Origin of the sequence: Aquipluma nitroreducens, from assembly GCF_009689585.1 — a bacterium.
Taxonomy (GTDB): Bacteria; Bacteroidota; Bacteroidia; order Bacteroidales; family Prolixibacteraceae; genus Aquipluma; species Aquipluma nitroreducens.
Window position 1 is genome coordinate 2,838,896 of sequence record NZ_AP018694.1, and the last position, 18,254, is coordinate 2,857,149.

12 protein-coding genes are annotated in these 18,254 nt (G+C 42.3%); 10 read left to right on the forward strand and 2 right to left on the reverse strand.

Going from position 1 to position 18,254, the window contains the following annotated elements:
- Positions 1-41: 41 nt before the first annotated feature.
- Positions 42-1,391 (reverse strand): sensor histidine kinase, encoded by a 1,350-nt coding sequence (locus AQPE_RS12005; protein ID WP_318351304.1) that lies wholly within the window; start codon positions 1,389-1,391, stop codon positions 42-44.
- On the reverse strand, positions 1,388-2,752 hold the full coding sequence (locus AQPE_RS12010; RefSeq protein ID WP_318351305.1) for a sigma-54-dependent transcriptional regulator: 1,365 nt from the start codon (positions 2,750-2,752) through the stop codon (positions 1,388-1,390). Before AQPE_RS12010 ends, AQPE_RS12005 begins: the two co-directional genes overlap by 4 nt.
- Before the next feature lie 179 nt (positions 2,753-2,931).
- On the opposite strand from AQPE_RS12010, the gene AQPE_RS12015 reads away from it, so the two are divergent.
- The 10 genes from AQPE_RS12015 to AQPE_RS12060 all read left to right on the forward strand — a co-directional run bounded on the left by AQPE_RS12015 (position 2,932) and on the right by AQPE_RS12060 (position 18,125).
- Complete coding sequence (locus AQPE_RS12015) at positions 2,932-4,263, forward strand: TolC family protein (protein ID WP_318351323.1); 1,332 nt, start codon at positions 2,932-2,934, stop codon at positions 4,261-4,263.
- Positions 4,264-4,444: 181 nt separating this feature from the next.
- The gene (locus tag AQPE_RS12020; RefSeq protein ID WP_318351306.1) at positions 4,445-5,695 is read left to right on the forward strand and encodes an efflux RND transporter periplasmic adaptor subunit; all 1,251 of its coding nucleotides are present in this window, start codon (positions 4,445-4,447) and stop codon (positions 5,693-5,695) included.
- Between the two features lie 99 nt (positions 5,696-5,794).
- The gene (locus AQPE_RS12025; protein ID WP_318351307.1) at positions 5,795-6,151 is read left to right on the forward strand and encodes a four helix bundle protein; all 357 of its coding nucleotides are present in this window, start codon (positions 5,795-5,797) and stop codon (positions 6,149-6,151) included.
- 146 nt (positions 6,152-6,297) lie between these two features.
- Positions 6,298-6,996 (forward strand): ABC transporter ATP-binding protein, encoded by a 699-nt coding sequence (locus tag AQPE_RS12030; RefSeq protein WP_318351308.1) that lies wholly within the window; start codon positions 6,298-6,300, stop codon positions 6,994-6,996.
- Between the two features lie 149 nt (positions 6,997-7,145).
- Positions 7,146-9,569, forward strand: coding sequence for an ABC transporter permease (locus tag AQPE_RS12035; protein WP_318351309.1), 2,424 nt, complete (start codon positions 7,146-7,148; stop codon positions 9,567-9,569).
- A gap of 46 nt (positions 9,570-9,615) precedes the next feature.
- Positions 9,616-11,940 carry an ABC transporter permease gene (locus tag AQPE_RS12040; protein ID WP_318351310.1) on the forward strand — a complete coding sequence of 775 codons (2,325 nt, stop codon included), beginning with the start codon at positions 9,616-9,618 and terminating at the stop codon, positions 11,938-11,940.
- Between the two features lie 257 nt (positions 11,941-12,197).
- Complete coding sequence (locus AQPE_RS12045) at positions 12,198-14,576, forward strand: ABC transporter permease (RefSeq protein ID WP_318351311.1); 2,379 nt, start codon at positions 12,198-12,200, stop codon at positions 14,574-14,576.
- A 29-nt stretch (positions 14,577-14,605) separates the two neighbouring features.
- Positions 14,606-16,942: an ABC transporter permease gene (locus AQPE_RS12050; RefSeq protein WP_318351312.1), complete on the forward strand. Its 2,337-nt coding sequence runs from the start codon at positions 14,606-14,608 to the stop codon at positions 16,940-16,942.
- A 49-nt stretch (positions 16,943-16,991) separates the two neighbouring features.
- Complete coding sequence (locus tag AQPE_RS12055) at positions 16,992-17,369, forward strand: GxxExxY protein (RefSeq protein WP_318351313.1); 378 nt, start codon at positions 16,992-16,994, stop codon at positions 17,367-17,369.
- A 63-nt stretch (positions 17,370-17,432) separates the two neighbouring features.
- Complete coding sequence (locus AQPE_RS12060; protein WP_318346746.1) at positions 17,433-18,125, forward strand: ABC transporter ATP-binding protein; 693 nt, start codon at positions 17,433-17,435, stop codon at positions 18,123-18,125.
- Positions 18,126-18,254: the final 129 nt, after the last annotated feature.

An 18,254-nucleotide genomic window follows, 5' to 3' on the forward strand; every position in this document is an offset into this window, starting at 1 on the left:
AATTTACAATTTGAAAACCAACATTCTTCGATGGCATTTTCTTAAAAAATCATCGAAAACACCGTTTCTTTCCCCGGAACCGACCTTACCTGAAGGCTTCCGCCATGCAACCGCATAATCTGTCGCGAGAGACTGAGCCCAATTCCGGAGCCATTTTCGCGGGTCGTAAAAAACGGAACAAACACCTGTTCCATAATCTCATCGGGAATGCCGGAACCATTATCGGCCACCGTAATTTCCGGTCGGTTATTTTTGCCCACTTTTACCATTATCCTGATCAATCCATCGGTTCTCCCGTTCAAGGCTTCCAGTGCATTTTTCAAAAGATTGAGCAACACTTGAGAAATCAGGTTTTCATCGGCAAAAAGTTCCAGTTCAGGAGGATTAACGACAACAGCCAGTTTAACCCTGTCGCTGTTTTCAAGCGACGAATACAATACCTTCATTCGGTTAACCAGTTCTTCAACCTTAAATATTTTCTGATCAGGCTTTGGTACACGCGTTAGTTTACGGTACGACTCTACAAACTGGATTAATCCGTTGCCCTGTTCGCCAATCACACCTAGTCCGCGAGCTGTGGTGCTGATCGTTTTTTCGTCGATCTGCTCCCGAAGCACTAACTTTCCGTCGATGGTAAAAAGCTTACTCAGGCTTTCCGACAACGAAGTGATCGGTGCTATCGAATTCATAATTTCGTGCATCAGAACCCGAATTAGCTTCATCCACGAATCGAGCTCTTTTTCGTCGAGTTCGTTCCGGATATCCTGAACCGAAAGCAACAATAATTCCTCGGTTTGGGTTTTAAACGAAGTAGCCTTCAGCGACAATTCAATAGTGCCACGTTCGCTGGTCACTGAAACAAGCTTTTGCTCAAAAGGCTTAATTTGCTGAACAGCCTGAAAAAGTGCTCGGTTGATGCGATCCAACTGATTAATATGGGTCAGTACATCGAGTCCGAGCATCCGTCTTACAGCCGAGTTGGCATGCAATACAAATCCTTTGGAATTGCAGGTAATAATACCTGTCCCCACGTTTTCGAGTATGGTTTGAAAATACTGTTCGCGCTGCTGATTTTCTATTTTGAGTTGTTTGATCTGTTCGTTGATCTTGTTTAATCCTTCATACAGTTCGCGGATTGGCTTGCCAGAAATATGAGTTGGAAAAATCAACGTTGAATCATTATTCTGAATTGATTCAAGAAAATAGCTCATTTTTCGGTTTGTGGTATTCAGTAGCCTGATCAGGTTAAAAACAATGGGAATAATAGCCAGCACACAAACACCTGCCAGAAAATTGTATCCCGAAGCAACAGCCAAACCGGCACCCAATGCTGCAATTACCAGCAATACAATCCTGAAAATAATCTGGACATAGAAGTTTCGGCTGATCATTGACCTGATTTTTTGATTTTGTTGTAAAGGGTCTGTCGGGTTATACCAAGCTGCTCGGCTGCTGCGCTAAGGTTTCCATTGTTTTTTTCAATAGCGAGGTTAATCATTTGTCGTTCCATTTCTTCGAGCGTCATTTCGGGAGTAATATTTTTTCCTGAAACGACAGGTCTCATAAAGAAATCTTCAGGTTTTAACACATGATTATCGCTCAGGATAACCGCTTTTTCGATGGTGTGCTGCAATTCCCGGATATTTCCGGGCCACGAATAGCCGAGCAACTTGTCCTGGGCCTGCTGATTGATTTTCAGGTTTGGTTTATTGTATTTCGAGGCATACTTTTTCAGGAAAAAATCGGCTAGCACCAACACGTCGGTTCCTCGTTCGCGCAAAGGCGGAACCTCAATTTGTATGGTATTGATGCGGTAAAGCAAGTCTTCGCGGAAAAGCCCTTCGTGTACCATACTTTCGAGGTTTTTATTGGTCGCACAAATCAGTCGGATATCAACCGGAATAGTTTGATTGGAACCTATACGTGAAATCTGCCTGTTCTGTATGGCTGCCAACAATTTAGCCTGAAGATGAAACGATAGGTTGCCAATTTCATCGAGAAACAAACTGCCTTTATCGGCCACTTCGAATTTTCCGGGGCGACTTTCGCGGGCATCTGTAAAAGCGCCTTTCACATGTCCAAAGAGCTCGCTTTCGAACAACGTTTCGGTTATGGCGCCCATATCAACGCTAACCAATATTTCGCTCGACCGACCCGATAACCGGTGTATTTCCTGGGCAATCAATTCTTTTCCAGTGCCGTTTTCGCCGGTAATCAGCACGTTAGCTTCCGTTTTGGCGACCTTCCGAACCAGATTCAATACACTCATGAGTCGTGGCGACGAACCCACAATGTATTTCTGCTCACGGTTAATCTCGCTTTTCAGTCCTTTCTCCTTTTCTTTCAACTGGCTCACTTCTTTTTTCGACAAATTAAGTTGAAGAGCCGATTTCAATGTCGCCAGTAATTTGGCGTTGTCCCAGGGTTTCAGAATAAAATCGGTGGCGCCGGCTTTCAATGCTTTTACGGTCAATTCAACATCGCCATAGGCAGTAATCATGACAACCGAAATCTCCGGATTGGTTTCCTTAATTCGGGTTAGCCAGTATATACCTTCGTTTCCGGTATTGATCCCAGCTTTGAAATTCATATCCAGAATCGCCAGATTGTATTCATTTTGGCGTAATTCCGAAGGAATCAGATTCGGATCTGACAAGGTAGTGATGGATTGAAATTCAGGAGAGAGAAGGATCTCCAATGCACTTAAAATGCTCTTATTGTCGTCAACAATCAGGACGTTCCCTTTAGCCATTTTTTATTCAAAGATAAAAGTCGATTGATACGAAGTCAATAGATCGTAAAAATATTTTACACAATGGTGTCAATTATTTTTACCTGAAAATTCAGAATGAAATACATGCATATTCATTATCAGTGATTTATGATTGTGGCATTATTCTGGCATGGCACATTCCAAAGAATTAAACAATGATGTACAGAAAATTGACGTTTTTTTTCATTTTTTTAATAGTAACTGGAAATACACTCGTGGCTCAGGGCAAATGGAACTTAGCCCGGTGTATTTCCTTTTCCCTTGAAAACAACATTGGGCTGAAAAAAATGGAAATAGAAAAGAAGATTGCTTCAGAAGATCTGAACCAGTCAAAACGAGATCTTTTACCAGGAATCAGCGCATCATCGCGAGCCGGAATTAGTTTTGGACGTTCGATTGACCCCAACACCAATGGCATTATTAACACTCAGTTTTTTAATAACAGTTACGATCTTGGTACTTCGATGACCCTTTTTAACGGTTTTAAACTCCTGAACCAGATTGAATATCAGAAATTCAGGAAAAGAGCGACCGAGCTTAACCGCATAAATGCTGTTGACGACCTGGCTTTTAGCGTGATGAATTCGTATTTTGATGTGCTTTACTACAAGGGAATGCTAAAAATTGCTGAGGAGCAAGTTGAAACATCGCGCATTAATCTGAAGAAAATAAACAAACAAGTGGAACTGGGAATGAAATCGAAAACCGACCTGCTTGAAATGAGCGCCAATTTCGAAACCGAAGAATTACGTCGGATTCAGGTTGGGAATAGCCTAAAAACTGCTGTCCTGCAGTTGAAACAACGGATGAACCTGACAGATACCACCGAAATGGTTTTAGATGAAGAACAAAGTCCAATGGAAGTTTCTGCGAAACCCGATCAGCGAAGCCTTTTTTCAGCTTACACGCAATGGTCTCCTTACTATCAGTCGTTTGAAGCACAATTGAAAGCATCCCGGAAAATGTTGGCTATTAGCCGATCTCAGTTATATCCATCGCTAAGTGCAAATGCCTCGATGGGAACCGGCTTCTATGAAACTACGAAAGACGAAACCGGTAAAACCATCGCATTTAGCACTCAATTGGAAAACAACCGAAACAAATATGTTGGAGGTTCGCTCAATATTCCGATTTTTAGTCGCTGGGCTGTACGTTCCGACATCAAGAAAGCTAAATTACAGGTGGAGCAAGCACAGAATACGCTCGACGAAGAAAAGCAAAAGCTGTATTTTGAGATGGCCAATAACCTAAACGACCTGGAAGCTCTTGAGAAAGAATACAATCAGTACCAGAAGCAGCAGGATGCCGATCAACTTGCTTTTCAGGCAGCAGAGCGAAAATTTGAACAGGGTTTAGTTAGTGTTGTCGATTTTTACATTGCTAAAAACCGATTGGCTAATTCGGCTAGCCAGGTTCTAAATGCCCGGTTGCATTGGGAAATAAAGAAAAAAGCGCTCGATTTTTACTCCGGAAAACGATTCTGGGAATAGAAGAGCCCCTCCTAACCTCCCCAAAGGGGAGGGACAAGAACTAGGTACATTAAAGAACAACATTAATGAATAAGAGAGAATTAAAAAATAAGTTAAACATCTCCAACACTACAATTCTGGTGGTGTTGTGAGTCAAAATCCTCCCCCTTTGGGGGAGTTAGAGGGGGCTTTAATTATGGGAATGGATAAAGTTATTGAAAAGCAAAAGGGGTTGAGACCCAAACACATCATCTGGATTGTTGGGGGATTGGCATTTGCCTTTTTGTTGTATAAAGTTGTTTTTACTGAAAGTGGATCAACTTTCAGAGCCGAAAAAGATAAGCTAACCATCAGCACAGTAGAAGACGGTTTGTTTAACGACTACATTACAGTTATTGGGCAGGTAGAACCAATTTCAACCATTTTTCTGGATGCCGAAGAGGGCGGAAAAGTTGAAGAAAAACTGATTGAAGAAGGTGAGATGGTGAAAAAAGGCGATATCATCCTGAAGCTGCGGAACAACGACCTCAACCTGAGTATCATGAACAGCGAATCGAGCATGGCCTACCAAACCAATGAGCTCCGCAATACGCAGATACAAATGGAACAGCAGAAAATTCAAAATAAGCAGCAGTTGCTCTCGATTGATTATGAACTCGTGCGATTATCGAGAAATTATGAGCAACAGAAAGCGTTGTACAATGACGGGTTAATTGCCAAAGAAGATTTTCTGAAAGCCGAAGAAGATTATCTCAAATCGAAGAAAAACCGCGATCTCATTTATATGAAACTGGTTCAGGATTCGATCTTTCGCGAAAATCAGAAATTACAGATGGATCAAAGTCTTGGTAATATGCATCTTAACCTGAAAGTGGTTCAACAGCGTCGCGAAGACCTGAATGTAAAAGCTCCTGTTGATGGTCAGCTTGGTTTGCTTAATGCCGAAATTGGTGAATCAATCAACAAAGGGCAACGGATTGGGCAGATTAATATTCTTGGTAATTTTAAGGTAAACGCTAAAATCGACGAACATTATATCGACAGGGTTGTCCGCGGATTAACTGCCACACTCGATCGTAACGGTACTAACTTTAACCTTGCGGTGAAAAAAGTATATCCTGAAGTTCGTGATGGTCAATTCGAAATCGATCTGATATTCGATGGTACCACTCCCGACAACATCCGTACCGGACAGACTTACCACATTAAACTCGAACTTGGCGAATCGGGTAAAGCTGTGCTGTTGGCTCGCGGAGGGTTCTTCCAGAGCACTGGAGGGCAATGGGTTTTTGTGCTGAATCAGGATGGAACTGAAGCAACCAAGCGAAACATCAAAATAGGTAAACAAAACCCACAGTATTACGAAGTGCTGGAAGGTCTAAATGCCGGCGAAAAGGTAATCACTTCGGGCTATGAAATGTTCGGAACAAACGACCGGATTGTGCTGAAGTAGGAGAAGGCATGGAGCTTGGAGCATGGGGTAGAGAGGGAGCATTTATAAACTGAATTTTAATTCATAACTTGATGCATGTAAAACTTAAAATTTAAACTCATGGCTCAATTTAGATTTATGGATTTGGATATTTGGAAAGAATCAATTACTCTGAATGATCAGCTTTTTGATTTGGTGGATGCATTATCTGATGCGAAGAGTTATCGGGTTGCAGAACAGTTAAGGGGCTCATCGTTAAGCATTTCAAATAACATAGCGGAAGGTTCCGGTTCTTTTTCATCAAAAGATTTTGCCAACTTCCTGAATATTGCCCGAAGGTCTGTTTTTGAAACGGCAAACATCTCTTATGTAGCGTACAGAAGAAAGTTCATCGATAAAGAAAAATTGGATCGTATATTAAACGATCTGGAATTATTGAGCAAAAAAATAACCAATTTCAGAAAATCGCTATTATAAGCGCAAAGGGCAAGGAGCATGGAGCAAAGAGATAAAACAACCCACGCCCCATGCTCCCCCGCTTCATGCAAGATTTATTAACCATTGCGGCTAGTGCAATGCGCAGTCCATGCTCCTTGCCCCATGCCCTAAGCAATTTTTACATCATGATACGTACAGTAAACCTTAACAAAGTATTTCGCACCGAGGAGATTGAAACCAGTGCGTTGAACAACGTGAACCTTCATATAAAGAAGGGCGAATTTGTAGCCATTATGGGTCCTTCGGGCTGCGGCAAGTCAACCTTGCTCAACATTATCGGCTTGTTGGATAACCCAAGTACAGGCGAGTATTATTTCGACAATCAGGAAGTTGGTGCTTTTAAAGAGCGCAACCGTACTTTACTCCGGAAGGGAAACATCGGGTTTGTATTTCAGAGTTTTAACCTCATCGACGAACTCAATGTTTACGAAAACGTAGAGCTTCCGCTTATTTACCTAAAAATGAGCGCTAAAGAGCGCAAAGAGATGGTCGAGAAGGTGCTCGATCGCATGCAAATTGGGCACCGTAAAAAACATTTTCCGCAGCAGTTATCCGGAGGACAGCAGCAGCGTGTTGCCATTGCCCGCGCCGTGGTTGCCAATCCGAAGCTGATTTTGGCCGATGAGCCTACCGGTAATCTCGACTCGAAAAATGGTATGGAAGTCATGAACCTGCTCACCGAATTGAATCGTGAAGGAACAACCATCGTAATGGTAACCCACTCGATGCACGACTCTGAATTTGCTCACCGCGTGATTAACCTCTTCGATGGACAGGTAATAACCGAAGAAGTGAAAAACAAAATGGGCGAAGTTCTGGTGTAAAATTTAGCCTGAAGCAGTGATTTATATTTTTAAATTATGATCATAATTTAAAAACGGTCATGCGAAATCCGGTTGAAGCGTTGCGGTATGAATAATGGGTCTAAATGACCTGAATAAAAAGCTTATAACAGATAACTAAAAAGATTGGAATGATAAAGAACTATCTCACGATTGCTTTTCGCACTCTCCTGAAAAACAGGACTTACAGTTTGATCAACGCCATCGGTCTGTCGGTTGGCACCCTCTGCTGCCTCTATATCCTGATGTTTGTTACCAACCAATATAGTTACGATAAGCATCATACCAAGGCAAAAAACATCTATCGCGTTACAAGTACCCTGATTGCTTCCGGCGAAAAGCATCAAATGGCCACCTGCTCGCCAATAATTGCACCTGCATTGAAATCAGACTTTCCCGAAATAGAACAGTTCACGCGGGTCATTCCAACAATTGATGTGGGCCGGCATTTGCTGCATTACCAGGAAAAATCGATATACGAAAAAGATGCTTTTTTTGTCGATTCTACTTTTTTCAATGTTTTTACCTATCATTTCGTTTTTGGGAACCCGATGGCGGCATTGGTAGAGCCCTACTCGGTTGTTTTACTGCAACCGATGGCCGAAAAACTTTTCGGGGAAACAGATCCTACCGGAAAGACCATTGAGATTGATAATGCTTATGGCAACCACGATTTTAAAGTTACGGGGGTGGTTGATGAAAGTTTGGGGAATACACACATACCTGCCCGTATGTTTTTCACTATGAATAGTGGAGGAATTGGGAATGTTGTGAGGCATAGCAATACCTGGGCCAGTCAGAATTTTACATACACCTACATCAAACTCAATGCAAATACCGATGCTGCAGCTTTCGAAAGAAAATTGCCTGCTTTTTTGGATAAATACGGACGAGAGGATTTAAAAGCGAGAGGAATGGAAAAGCAGTTGCATCTCCAACCTATAAACTCCATTCACACCACTTCGGGCTACGAAGCAGATATCGCGGTACCTGTAAGTGCTTCATTTCTTAATATCCTGCTTCTGATTGCTCTTTTGATCCAGATAATTGCATGTATTAATTTCATGAATCTGGCTACGGCAAGGGCATCCAAAAGAGCCACCGAAATTGGAGTAAGGAAAGCAACCGGAGCCAACCAAAGAGATTTGATCAGGCAATTCATGGGCGAATCGTTCTTACTCTCGGCCCTGAGCATCCTCATTGCGTTGCCTTTATTATTTATTCTGCTTCCTTATCTTAATCAAATTACAAATACAAATATCCACTTATCACTGCTGAACAACCCAACTCTTTGGTTGATTTTATCCGGAATTACAGTGGTAACAGGTCTTCTTGCCGGTAGCTATCCGGCCTTTTATCTGTCGAATTTTCAAACAATTAATGTCATAAAAGGAAATTTTTCAAATCGTGTCTCTGCCGGAGGAATCCGACGTTCGCTTGTTATTTTTCAGTTTGCAACCTCAGTTTTCCTGATTGTTGGAATCATTGTGATCTTTCGGCAACTTCAGTATATAAAAAATAAAGATCTGGGATTTAAGCCGGGGCAAACACTTGTCTTTAGTTTTTATACCGACGAATCAAAACAACAGATGAATTCGTTTGCCAGTGATTTGAAAGAACTTTCAGCGGTGAATGCCATAAGCAAGTCGACCAATTACCTCAGTCAGGCTGTTCCCCGCGATCATGGCGTCTTCCTTGCAGGCGACGACGCCGCAACTTCGGTGAACGTGCAAGAGATAATTTCGGACGAATCGTTTGTAACAGCAAATGGCATCAATCTTATCAGCGGGCGGGATTTTAAATCGGACGATCTGGGTAAAGTATTGGTCAACGAATCAATGGTTAAGAGACTGGGACTAAAACCTGAAGGTGCTCCCGGCACTTTGTTGTACTCCCGTTATGGCTCTGGACCCGAGTCTCATGTCGAAATCGTCGGAGTTATGAAAGACTTCAACTACAGCTCATTGCGCGACGATGTAAGACCGTTTATGCTCTCGTATGACCCTCACGAAAGCGATCTTTCTCACCTTATTGTATCGGTAAACAGCAACAATTATGAACCGCTGTTAAAGAAAATTACAACTTTATGGCAGAAAGATCTGTCTAATACTCCATTCGAATATCGATTTCTCGACCACGAGGTTAACAACCAATATAAGTCGGAGAAAACCATGTCGCGCATCATTAATTCCTTCACTCTAATGGCAATCTTCATCTCGTGTTTAGGCTTGTTTGGGCTGACTGCCTACAACGCAGAACAAAAGAAAAAGGAGATCGGTGTCCGGAAAATTATGGGAGCGAGTGTTGTAAAGCTTACGTTTTCATTGTCTCAAGATTTTTTGAAGCTGGTTTTAGTTTCCATCATCATAGCAATGCCGTTAGCCTGGTATGCGATGAAAGTATGGCTCGAAAACTTTGCTTACAGGACTAACCTGAGCTGGTGGATTTTTACACTTGCAGGTGCGCTGGCTTTGGGAATTGCTTTACTCACGGTGAGTTGGCAAAGCTGGAAAGCAGCAACGCGAAATCCGGTCGATGCGCTGAGGTATGAGTAATTACAAATACAGAAGACAGAACGTATAGTAGAATTAAACAGCAAAAATGAAAACACTTTCTCTTTCACTCAGAAAACTAAAAAAAAGCAAAGCGGCAACATTGTTTGGAATTGCCGGACTGGTAACCGGACTGATATGTGTACTCTACATATTTTTTTGGGTAAACGACGAAACCAGTTACGACCAGTTTCACAAAAAAATCAACCGGATTTTTGTGGTTCACGCTTATCTCCAAGGAGGCACAAAAGAGGTGAAATTCAACGGTTGCCCACCAGCCGTAGGGCCAGCGTTGAAAGCAGAATATCCTGAAGTTGAAAACTCGTGTCGTTATATACCTACTTACTTTAAAAGCCTGCTTACTGCCGATGGCCGAAAAGAAATGACGGGTGTGGCATTCTCCGACAATTCGCTGTTCGATATTTTCAGCCTTCCTTTTATCTATGGAACGAAAGGAAATCCGGAGGTAGTAAACCAGATTGTGCTCACCCGAACCACAGCAACAAACTATTTCGGGAATTCGAATCCGGTAGGAAAAATCGTTCGCTACAACAATCAGAAAGACATGACCGTAGTTGGCGTGATTGAAGACATTCCTCAAAACTCTTCCATACAGTTCGACGCTGTGATTCCTCTCGAAAACCTGAGAATGTTTTATGATCGCGACGACTTTTTGACCACCTGGTACAACAACGGTTTCACAACATTCGGTTTACTAACATCGCCGTCCGGGTTTGACAAAATTGCAACAACAATAACCCGCCGGATACAAAAAGAGATGCCTGAATCGACCAATTACCTGAGAGCCTATCTTTTCAAAAATGGATACCTGTACGAACAGCAACACATTCGCAATGTCCGGATTTTCAGTCTTATTGCAATATTGGTATTACTGGCCGCAGTGCTCAATTTCATAAATCTGATCACTGCCAAATCGACCAAGCAAGCCAAGGAAACCGGACTGCGCAAATCAATCGGGGCAACGCGTGGCAACATCATTAAACTTGTTTACTCCGAGGTGGCCTTCCTGTGTTTTTTGGCGCTGGCGCTGGCACTAATTATTGCCGTTTTAGGCCTTCCGATTTTCAACCAGCTTATTGGCAAACAAATCTCATTTTCGAGCCTTTTAACATTAAAACCATTGGCAATATTGGTCTTGGCCTATTTGGTTACCACTTTTCTAGCCGGAAGTTATCCCGCATTTTTCCTGTCGTCGTTCAAAATAACCGAAACACTGAATTCCAGCTTCTATTCAGTGAAAAGCAGAGGAATATTCCGAAACTCTTTACTGGTTACTATTTTCATGGTTTCAATCATCCTGCTTGCTTCGACGCTCATTATTTCGAAGCAAACCATGTTTCTCCAAAACATGGATGTCGGGTTTAATAAAGACCAGCTTCTCTATGTCAGCCTTGACGGAAAACTTAAAGAAAAGGCAAAAGCATTAAAAGAAGAAGCAGAACGAACTTCAGGAGTCTATTCCTCTACAATCGCAAGTTTTCTGCCGGTAACAATTGGCAACAACGGCGAAGGATGGAACTGGGAGGGAAAAGATCCAGAGTTCAAACCGCTTGTTACCAATTGGGAAACTGACGAGGACATGATTAAAACTCTCGGCGCGAAACTGATCGAAGGCAGTTATTTCAGCAGTGACCAAAAAGGCATTGTTATTAATAAAGCATTTGCCGATGCGATTGGCTGGAATAGTTTCACGGGAAAAATACTGAAAGGCTATGGCACCGACTACAAAGTGGTTGGGGTTATAGATAACATTGAATACAACTCGTTGTCGGAAACCTGCAGGCCAATGGCCATTCAGCCAATTCAAAGCTGGTCGTCGAATTACCTGATTTTAAAGATTGACGCCAGCCAAATGGACAAAACGATAAAATCAATCACCGGTATTTGCCAGGCCATTGAGCCTGATTATCCAGTGAACTATGGCTTTGTAGATGATCAATATGCCAAATTGTACGAAAGCGAAACAAGTTTGAAGAAACTAGTCGGGGTTTTCTCGATCTTCTCTATGGTTGTTTTATGCCTGGGCTTGCTTGGGGTTGTCATGTTTTTGGCCGAGCAAAAGACCAAGGAAATTGGTGTTCGCAAATGCCTGGGCGAAGACGAGAAATCGATCATCATACGATTGGTAAAACCATTCGTTTTTGCCGGAATGTTCGCTGCTATGATTGCGATTCCGGCTACCTGGTACATTATGAACCTTTGGTTGCTAAGCTATGCAAACCGCATCCAGCTTAATATCTGGACTTTTGTGCTGGCCCTGCTTATAGCCATTACCATTGCGGTGGTTACTGTTATGTGGCAAAGCTGGAAAGCCGCTACGCGGAATCCAGTGGAGGCGCTGAGGTACGAATAATAGCCCCTGTCAACATCCCCGAAGGGAAGGAATTTGGGATTGCGATTATAAATGAGAGCGGATCAATCCTGAAAATCTTTAAATCCGGAGAATTCTGATTCAGACAAAGGATGACAAATAAATGTACAAATTCTGTCAAAATATTTGACATTGTGAAAAATGTGTCATGATAAAAGATTCTGATTATAAGCAATTTAATATTCTGGTACAGTTTCTGGTTTGTTCATATTCAGAAAACAGAATTTACACTCAAAGCCATGATTAAACATTTTCTACGAAGTATCTACAGGAATATCCTGAAGAACAAGATGTCGAGCTTTTTAAACCTGACCAATCTGATTTTCGGGTTTGGCACGTTTATTCTCTTTGCCAGTCTGGTGAGTTACGAGTTCAATTACGACACGTTTAACACCAATTACGATAACATTTACCGGGTTCAGACCAAACAGGAAGATTCATACCCAACGAATTTCTGCACCTACAGTCCATCGGCTTTGCGTTACCATTTGCTGACCGATTTGCCCGAAGTTGAAAAAGTATTGCTGATGCGCGAAATTTCGGGGAATCAAGGTTCCGGCCAGTTTTTTACCCTGCCCGATGGCGCCCAGCTTTACGAGAAATTGGGCTACTGGAGCGAGAACTCCATTTTCGACATTTTCACTATTAGGATAAAAGAAGGGAACACAGCCAATGCGCTAACCGAACCCAATTCCATCGTGATTACTGAAAAGTTGGAGAAAAAGCTGTTCCCTGAAGGTGGAGCCGTAGGCAAGCAGGTGGTAATTGGCAAACGGTATCCTCTGACGGTTACTGCTGTTATTGACGACTTTCCTGCTAATTCGAGTTTAAAGCCTTCGTACCTGATTTCGATGAGTACGTACGAAACGATGAACGACAGTAAGTCGTTCCGCGACAATTGGACGGCGATTAGCAACGACAATTTTATTCTCCTGAAAAAAGGCGCAAATTCCGACTTGGTCAATGCAAAAATCAAAGATGCTTTTAAAAATGTAAAAGACTTCGAAAAATCGACCCCTTACCTGCACCCGCTTTCAAAAATGCACTTGTCGCCCAACAGCCAGCCCGACTATTATATTATCCTGTCGATGCTTTCGTTGGCAGCCGTGCTGATGCTGGTTTTGTCGTGTGTCAACTATGTGAACCTTTCGTTGGCCAACTCTACCCAACGTGCCTGCGAAATCGGAATCAAGAAAGTGGTAGGCTTCTCGAAAAAAGCCATTGCAGTCCAGTTTCTGGGCGAAACCATGCTGGTCACTTTTGTAGCGATGATTTTGGGTATTGCGGCAGCTATATTGGCGTTCCCGGTACTCAACGACATTCTGGATAAAAACATGGACTTTTCGGTCTTCTTCCAAGGTCATTTATTGCTTATCGTTTTGCTGGCTAGCTTATTGGCAGGGATACTTTCAGGAATTTACCCAGCGCTGATACTTTCGTCGTACAATCCGGTAAGGGTGCTGAAAGGCAAACTCTTCAGCGACCGCGCAAAAACATTCAGCACAAAAAAACTTTTAATAACCACCCAGTTTGCCATTTCACTTTTCATGCTTATCGTTAGCCTGATCATGAATAACCATGTGCAGTTCGTCCTGAATAAAAATTTGGGGTTCGACAATAAAAGCATCGTGTTTGCCGAAATGAATGTGAAAGATAAAGTTTCGTTCGAAACAGTTAAGGCCAGGATGGCACAACATCCTGAAATTGTGGATGTTTCGATGTCGTCAACCATGCCGTTTAACGGGAATATTGGCGGTTATGTAACCTGGGAAGGTGCTATGCCCGACCAGAAAGAAATGATTTCGCGCAATTACGTGAACTATGACTTTATCCCGACCTATAACCTGAAAATGGCTTACGGGCGCAATTTTTCGCCTGAATATCCGGCCGATAACCAGAATTGTATCATCAACGAAACGGCCATGAAAGCATTTGGTTATACCGATCCGATTGGGAAACAGTTGTTCCTTTATGGGAAAGCATTTTCAATCGTTGGAGTGGTCAAAGATTTTCATGCCTTTTCGGTTCACAACCCAATCCCGAATTACATCATGTTCCTGAACGATAATATGCTGGTTGGCAGCAAAATGGTAACTGCCAGGTTCACTCCGGGCAACGGTCAAAAAGCGAAACAAATCTTCAGCAGCGAACTCGAATCGGTTGTGCCCAACGAACCTTTCGAGGTGAAAGATTTTAATGTCATTTTATATACCGAAAATGCGTTTCTGTTATGGAAAGCGTTCGAAAAGTTATTCCTGATTTTTGCCGTCGTTTCGCTCATTGTTTCGTCAATCGGGTTGTTTGGGCTGATGCTTTTCACCATAAAACGGCGAACCAAAGAAATTGGTGTCCGCAAAGTGTTGGGCAGCTCGGTAGCGACTATTTACCGTCAACTATCGTTCGAAGTATTTGCCTTGCTGGGAGGCGCCATTCTGGTTGCCTGTCCTGCTGCAGTTTTCATCTACAAAACAATGCCAGGAACCTATAAAGAGCCGCTTTCGATTACGATTTTCATTATAGGAATCGTCTTAATCGCTGTAATTGCCCAGTTAACCATCAGCTACCATGTGCTAAAAATTGCGGTGAGTAACCCGGTGAAAGCACTGAGGTATGAATAAATTAAGAAATAAATAAAAGCGTCGGAGCTATGAATTTGCACAACATTAAATTGGCAATCAGAAATTTGAAGAAACACAAGTTGTACAGTGTTTTAAGCATAACCGGTTTTTCTGTTGGTTTTGCGGTGTGCATTTTTATTGCGCTGTTTGTGTACAACGAACTCTCGATGGATAAGAGTTTTCCCGAGTCTAAAAACATCGTCAGGGTTTACGACCCGAAAGAAAATAATTGCAATCTGGACATTGTGCTGAATCAGCAGTTTAAAGAAAAGTATCCTGAAATTCGATTTGCCTGTCCGCTCGAACAGTTAAGCGATGTGGAAATTGCGGCTAAAAGCGGCATGAATTTCACTCGTTTTACCGGGTTGATTTCGACGACCAACGATTTTTTCAACGTCTTCCCGGTCAAAACCATTTCTTCTGTTGGTAGTCTTCCGTTTGAAGGAAAGGAAGCAATCCTGATCACCCGGTCGTTTGCTAAAATCTTATTCCCGAACGAAGATCCATTGGGAAAACCGATTACTGTTTTCGATTTCATCAAAGGCAAGATTACCGGTGTTATCGAAGATTTCCCGAAAAGTTCCAGCATTCAGGCCAAAGTGTTGATCAACGCCGAAAATCCGGATTTTCTGTTATCTCAAAGTTGCAATGATGGCAGATGCTGGAATCCAATCAACCATTTTCTGGTACTTCAGCCGCAAACCGAGCTGGCTGAACTGGCGAAAAAAATGACTACCGACATTCCGAAAGATCATCCAGAAATAAAAGCAATTGCCCTTCAAAAATTGACCGATATTTATCTTTCAGCACCAATAAACGGAAATGGAAATCTTTCCGGAAACCTATCGCTGCTGTTTATTTTTTTATCGGTTGGTCTGGTAGTTTTGGTGCTTTCCATCATCAATTTCCTGAATTTTTACGTGTCGTTGCAATACACCAAACTGAAGGAAATCGGAATAAAAAAGATCAATGGTGCCAGTTTCAACAACCTGCTGCGCTTTTCGTTGGCCGAGGTTTCGGTAAGTATTCTTATTTCGGTTGCCATTTCACTGGTGCTGTTCCTGATTTTTCTGCCCTTTGCCAACCAGCTTTTCCAGCGTAATCTGGAAGCAAGTTGGCTGTTACGCCCTGCTCTACTATCTGCATTAATACTCATTACCGCTGTAATTATCCTGATTAACAGTCTGGCGCCAATCTCTATATTATCCCGTTTCAATGCCAGTTCGTTTCTCACAAAAATGAAAATTGGTGGAAATCGCCAAACCGGTCGACGCATACTTACTTTAACACAATTTGCTGCATCCATTGTTTTGTTGGCGATCGTATTTTCGCTGAACAAGCAAATCTTGTATGCCAAACATGCCGATTTGGGTTTCAGTAAAGAACAATTACTACGTCTCAAATTACCTATTGGGTTTAAAAGTCAGGATGCCTTCAAGCAAAAGATAAAAGAATTACCGCTTTGCGAAAGTATATCGTTAAGCCGAGGGGTACCCGGTTCGGTTCATCTATACATGGGCGATGGAAAATCAGACAAATCAATTACCTATCAAAGCCTTTATGTTGACGAGGACTTTTTTAAAACCATGGGTATTACCATGAAGGCGGGCCGGACATTTCTCACTGGCGACATGGGGAATGCCTGTATCATGAATGAAGAAGCACTGAAGCAAAACGAATGGACGGATTTTGAAGGGAAACGGTTTATGAACGGCCGTGATGGTGGCTTTCAGGTGGTTGGCATAACTGCCGATTTCCACATCGAATCAATGCACACCAAGATAAAACCGGCTTGCCTGATAGCAGCTGCTAACGATAAGCACGACGACCTTAGGGATATTTCAATCAGGCTAACTCCCGGTAATTTAGGCCAACAAATGGATCAACTTAAACTAGCCTGGAAGTCTTTTATTCCGGACGAACCCATGAACTTTTCGTTTTACGATGAGCAATTTAATGCCATGTATCAGAAAGACGAACGACTGGGCAAAGCCATTGGAATTGCCTCGATTATTGCACTGGTCCTAACTTTTATGGGAATTCTTGGACAGGCATTCCAGATCAGCATGAACCGCACCAAGGAAATTGGAATCCGGAAAGTAAACGGCGCCAGAGTTTCCGACATACTTGCCTACATGAACAAAGATTTCCTAGTTTGGGTGGCCGTTTCGTTGGTTCTGGCTATTCCACTGACTATGTTCCTGATCAATAAATGGCTCGAAGACTTTGCCTATAAAACTGAAATTGGCTGGTTAACTTATTTCGCATCAGGCCTAATTATGCTGGTAACTGTAATTTCGACGGTTACCCTGCAAAGTTGGAAGGCAGCCACCCAAAACCCGGTGGAAGCACTGAGGCACGAATAGTCTGAATCAGGATTTACAGGATGAAATGATTAACAAGATTGAAGAAGATATGGAAAAGAAAATAGACGATGAATTGACATACAAGATCATTGGATGTGCAATGAAGGTTCACAATACGCTAGGAAATGGTTTTCAGGAAGTAATCTATCAACGTTGCCTTGCTATAGAATTGGAAAGAAACAACATTGAATTTGCACGGGAACAAGAGTTACCAATCTTTTATGAAGGTATTCATGTAGGAACAAGAAGGGCTGATTTTATTGTGGAAGGCAAAGTAATGGTTGAACTAAAAGCAATCATCAAACTCGAAGAAATTCATTTGGCACAAGCGCTGAATTACCTTACCGCTTACCAGATTGACAAAGGACTGCTAATTAATTTTGGCTCGACCAGCCTTGAAGTAAAACGATTATTCCGTAAACATTAACCGTAATCCTGAATATCCTTTAATCCGACGAATCCAGATTCAGACAACATTAAAACACACAATATGATACATTTAAGCAACATCGACAAGTATTACGATTCGAAGTTTCAACGGACTTTCGTGCTGAAAGCCGTTAATCTGGAAGTAAAAGAAGGTGAATTCCTGAGTATTATGGGACCCAGCGGCTCTGGAAAATCAACGCTGCTAAATATTATCGGACTGCTGGATGCCCCATCAGCCGGCGAATATTCGTTGTACTACAAATCGGTTCTCGACCTGAAGGAAAAAGCCAAGGTTGATTATCACCGTAATTTTATGGGATTCATCTTTCAGGCATACCACCTGATTGAAGAAATGACTGTGTATGAAAACATCGAAACTCCACTGATTTACAAAGGCGTAAAAAGTAAAGACCGACAGGCCATGGTAGCCGATTTGCTCGACCGTTTTAACATGGTGGCCAAAAAAGATTTGTTTCCGCAGCAACTTTCGGGCGGACAACAGCAATTGGTGGGCATTGCCCGTGCTATCATTGGCAAACCCAAGCTTTTGCTTGCCGATGAACCCACCGGGAACCTGCAATCGGTTCAGGGCGAAATGATCATGGAAACCCTTCAGCAACTGAATAACGAGGGAATGACCATCATCCAGGTAACCCACAATGAAAAGTTCGCCGAATACGGCAAGCGCATCATTCGGCTGGAAGATGGAATTATCAGGAAAGACGTTGCAAGCAAAATTGTTTTTTCGATATAAAAATGGTTTGGAACTTTGATTAATCTGGTTAAATGGATATTGCGATTTTTTGAACCAGAATAATCAGAGTCCATCGGTGAATAAAGGTTCATTCAATTATTTGGAAAACAAACGCCAAACAAATTCAAG

Coding starts and splice junctions, on each gene's coding strand:
- AQPE_RS12050 (WP_318351312.1), top strand. CDS start 14,606: ATGAATTTGCACAACATTAAATTGGCAATCAGAAATTTGAAGAAACAC.
- AQPE_RS12025 (WP_318351307.1), top strand. CDS start 5,795: ATGGCTCAATTTAGATTTATGGATTTGGATATTTGGAAAGAATCAATT.
- AQPE_RS12040 (WP_318351310.1), top strand. CDS start 9,616: ATGAAAACACTTTCTCTTTCACTCAGAAAACTAAAAAAAAGCAAAGCG.
- AQPE_RS12060 (WP_318346746.1), top strand. CDS start 17,433: ATGATACATTTAAGCAACATCGACAAGTATTACGATTCGAAGTTTCAA.
- AQPE_RS12005 (WP_318351304.1), bottom strand. CDS start 1,391: ATGATCAGCCGAAACTTCTATGTCCAGATTATTTTCAGGATTGTATTG.
- AQPE_RS12045 (WP_318351311.1), top strand. CDS start 12,198: ATGATTAAACATTTTCTACGAAGTATCTACAGGAATATCCTGAAGAAC.
- AQPE_RS12030 (WP_318351308.1), top strand. CDS start 6,298: ATGATACGTACAGTAAACCTTAACAAAGTATTTCGCACCGAGGAGATT.
- AQPE_RS12010 (WP_318351305.1), bottom strand. CDS start 2,752: ATGGCTAAAGGGAACGTCCTGATTGTTGACGACAATAAGAGCATTTTA.
- AQPE_RS12020 (WP_318351306.1), top strand. CDS start 4,445: ATGGATAAAGTTATTGAAAAGCAAAAGGGGTTGAGACCCAAACACATC.
- AQPE_RS12015 (WP_318351323.1), top strand. CDS start 2,932: ATGTACAGAAAATTGACGTTTTTTTTCATTTTTTTAATAGTAACTGGA.
- AQPE_RS12035 (WP_318351309.1), top strand. CDS start 7,146: ATGATAAAGAACTATCTCACGATTGCTTTTCGCACTCTCCTGAAAAAC.
- AQPE_RS12055 (WP_318351313.1), top strand. CDS start 16,992: ATGGAAAAGAAAATAGACGATGAATTGACATACAAGATCATTGGATGT.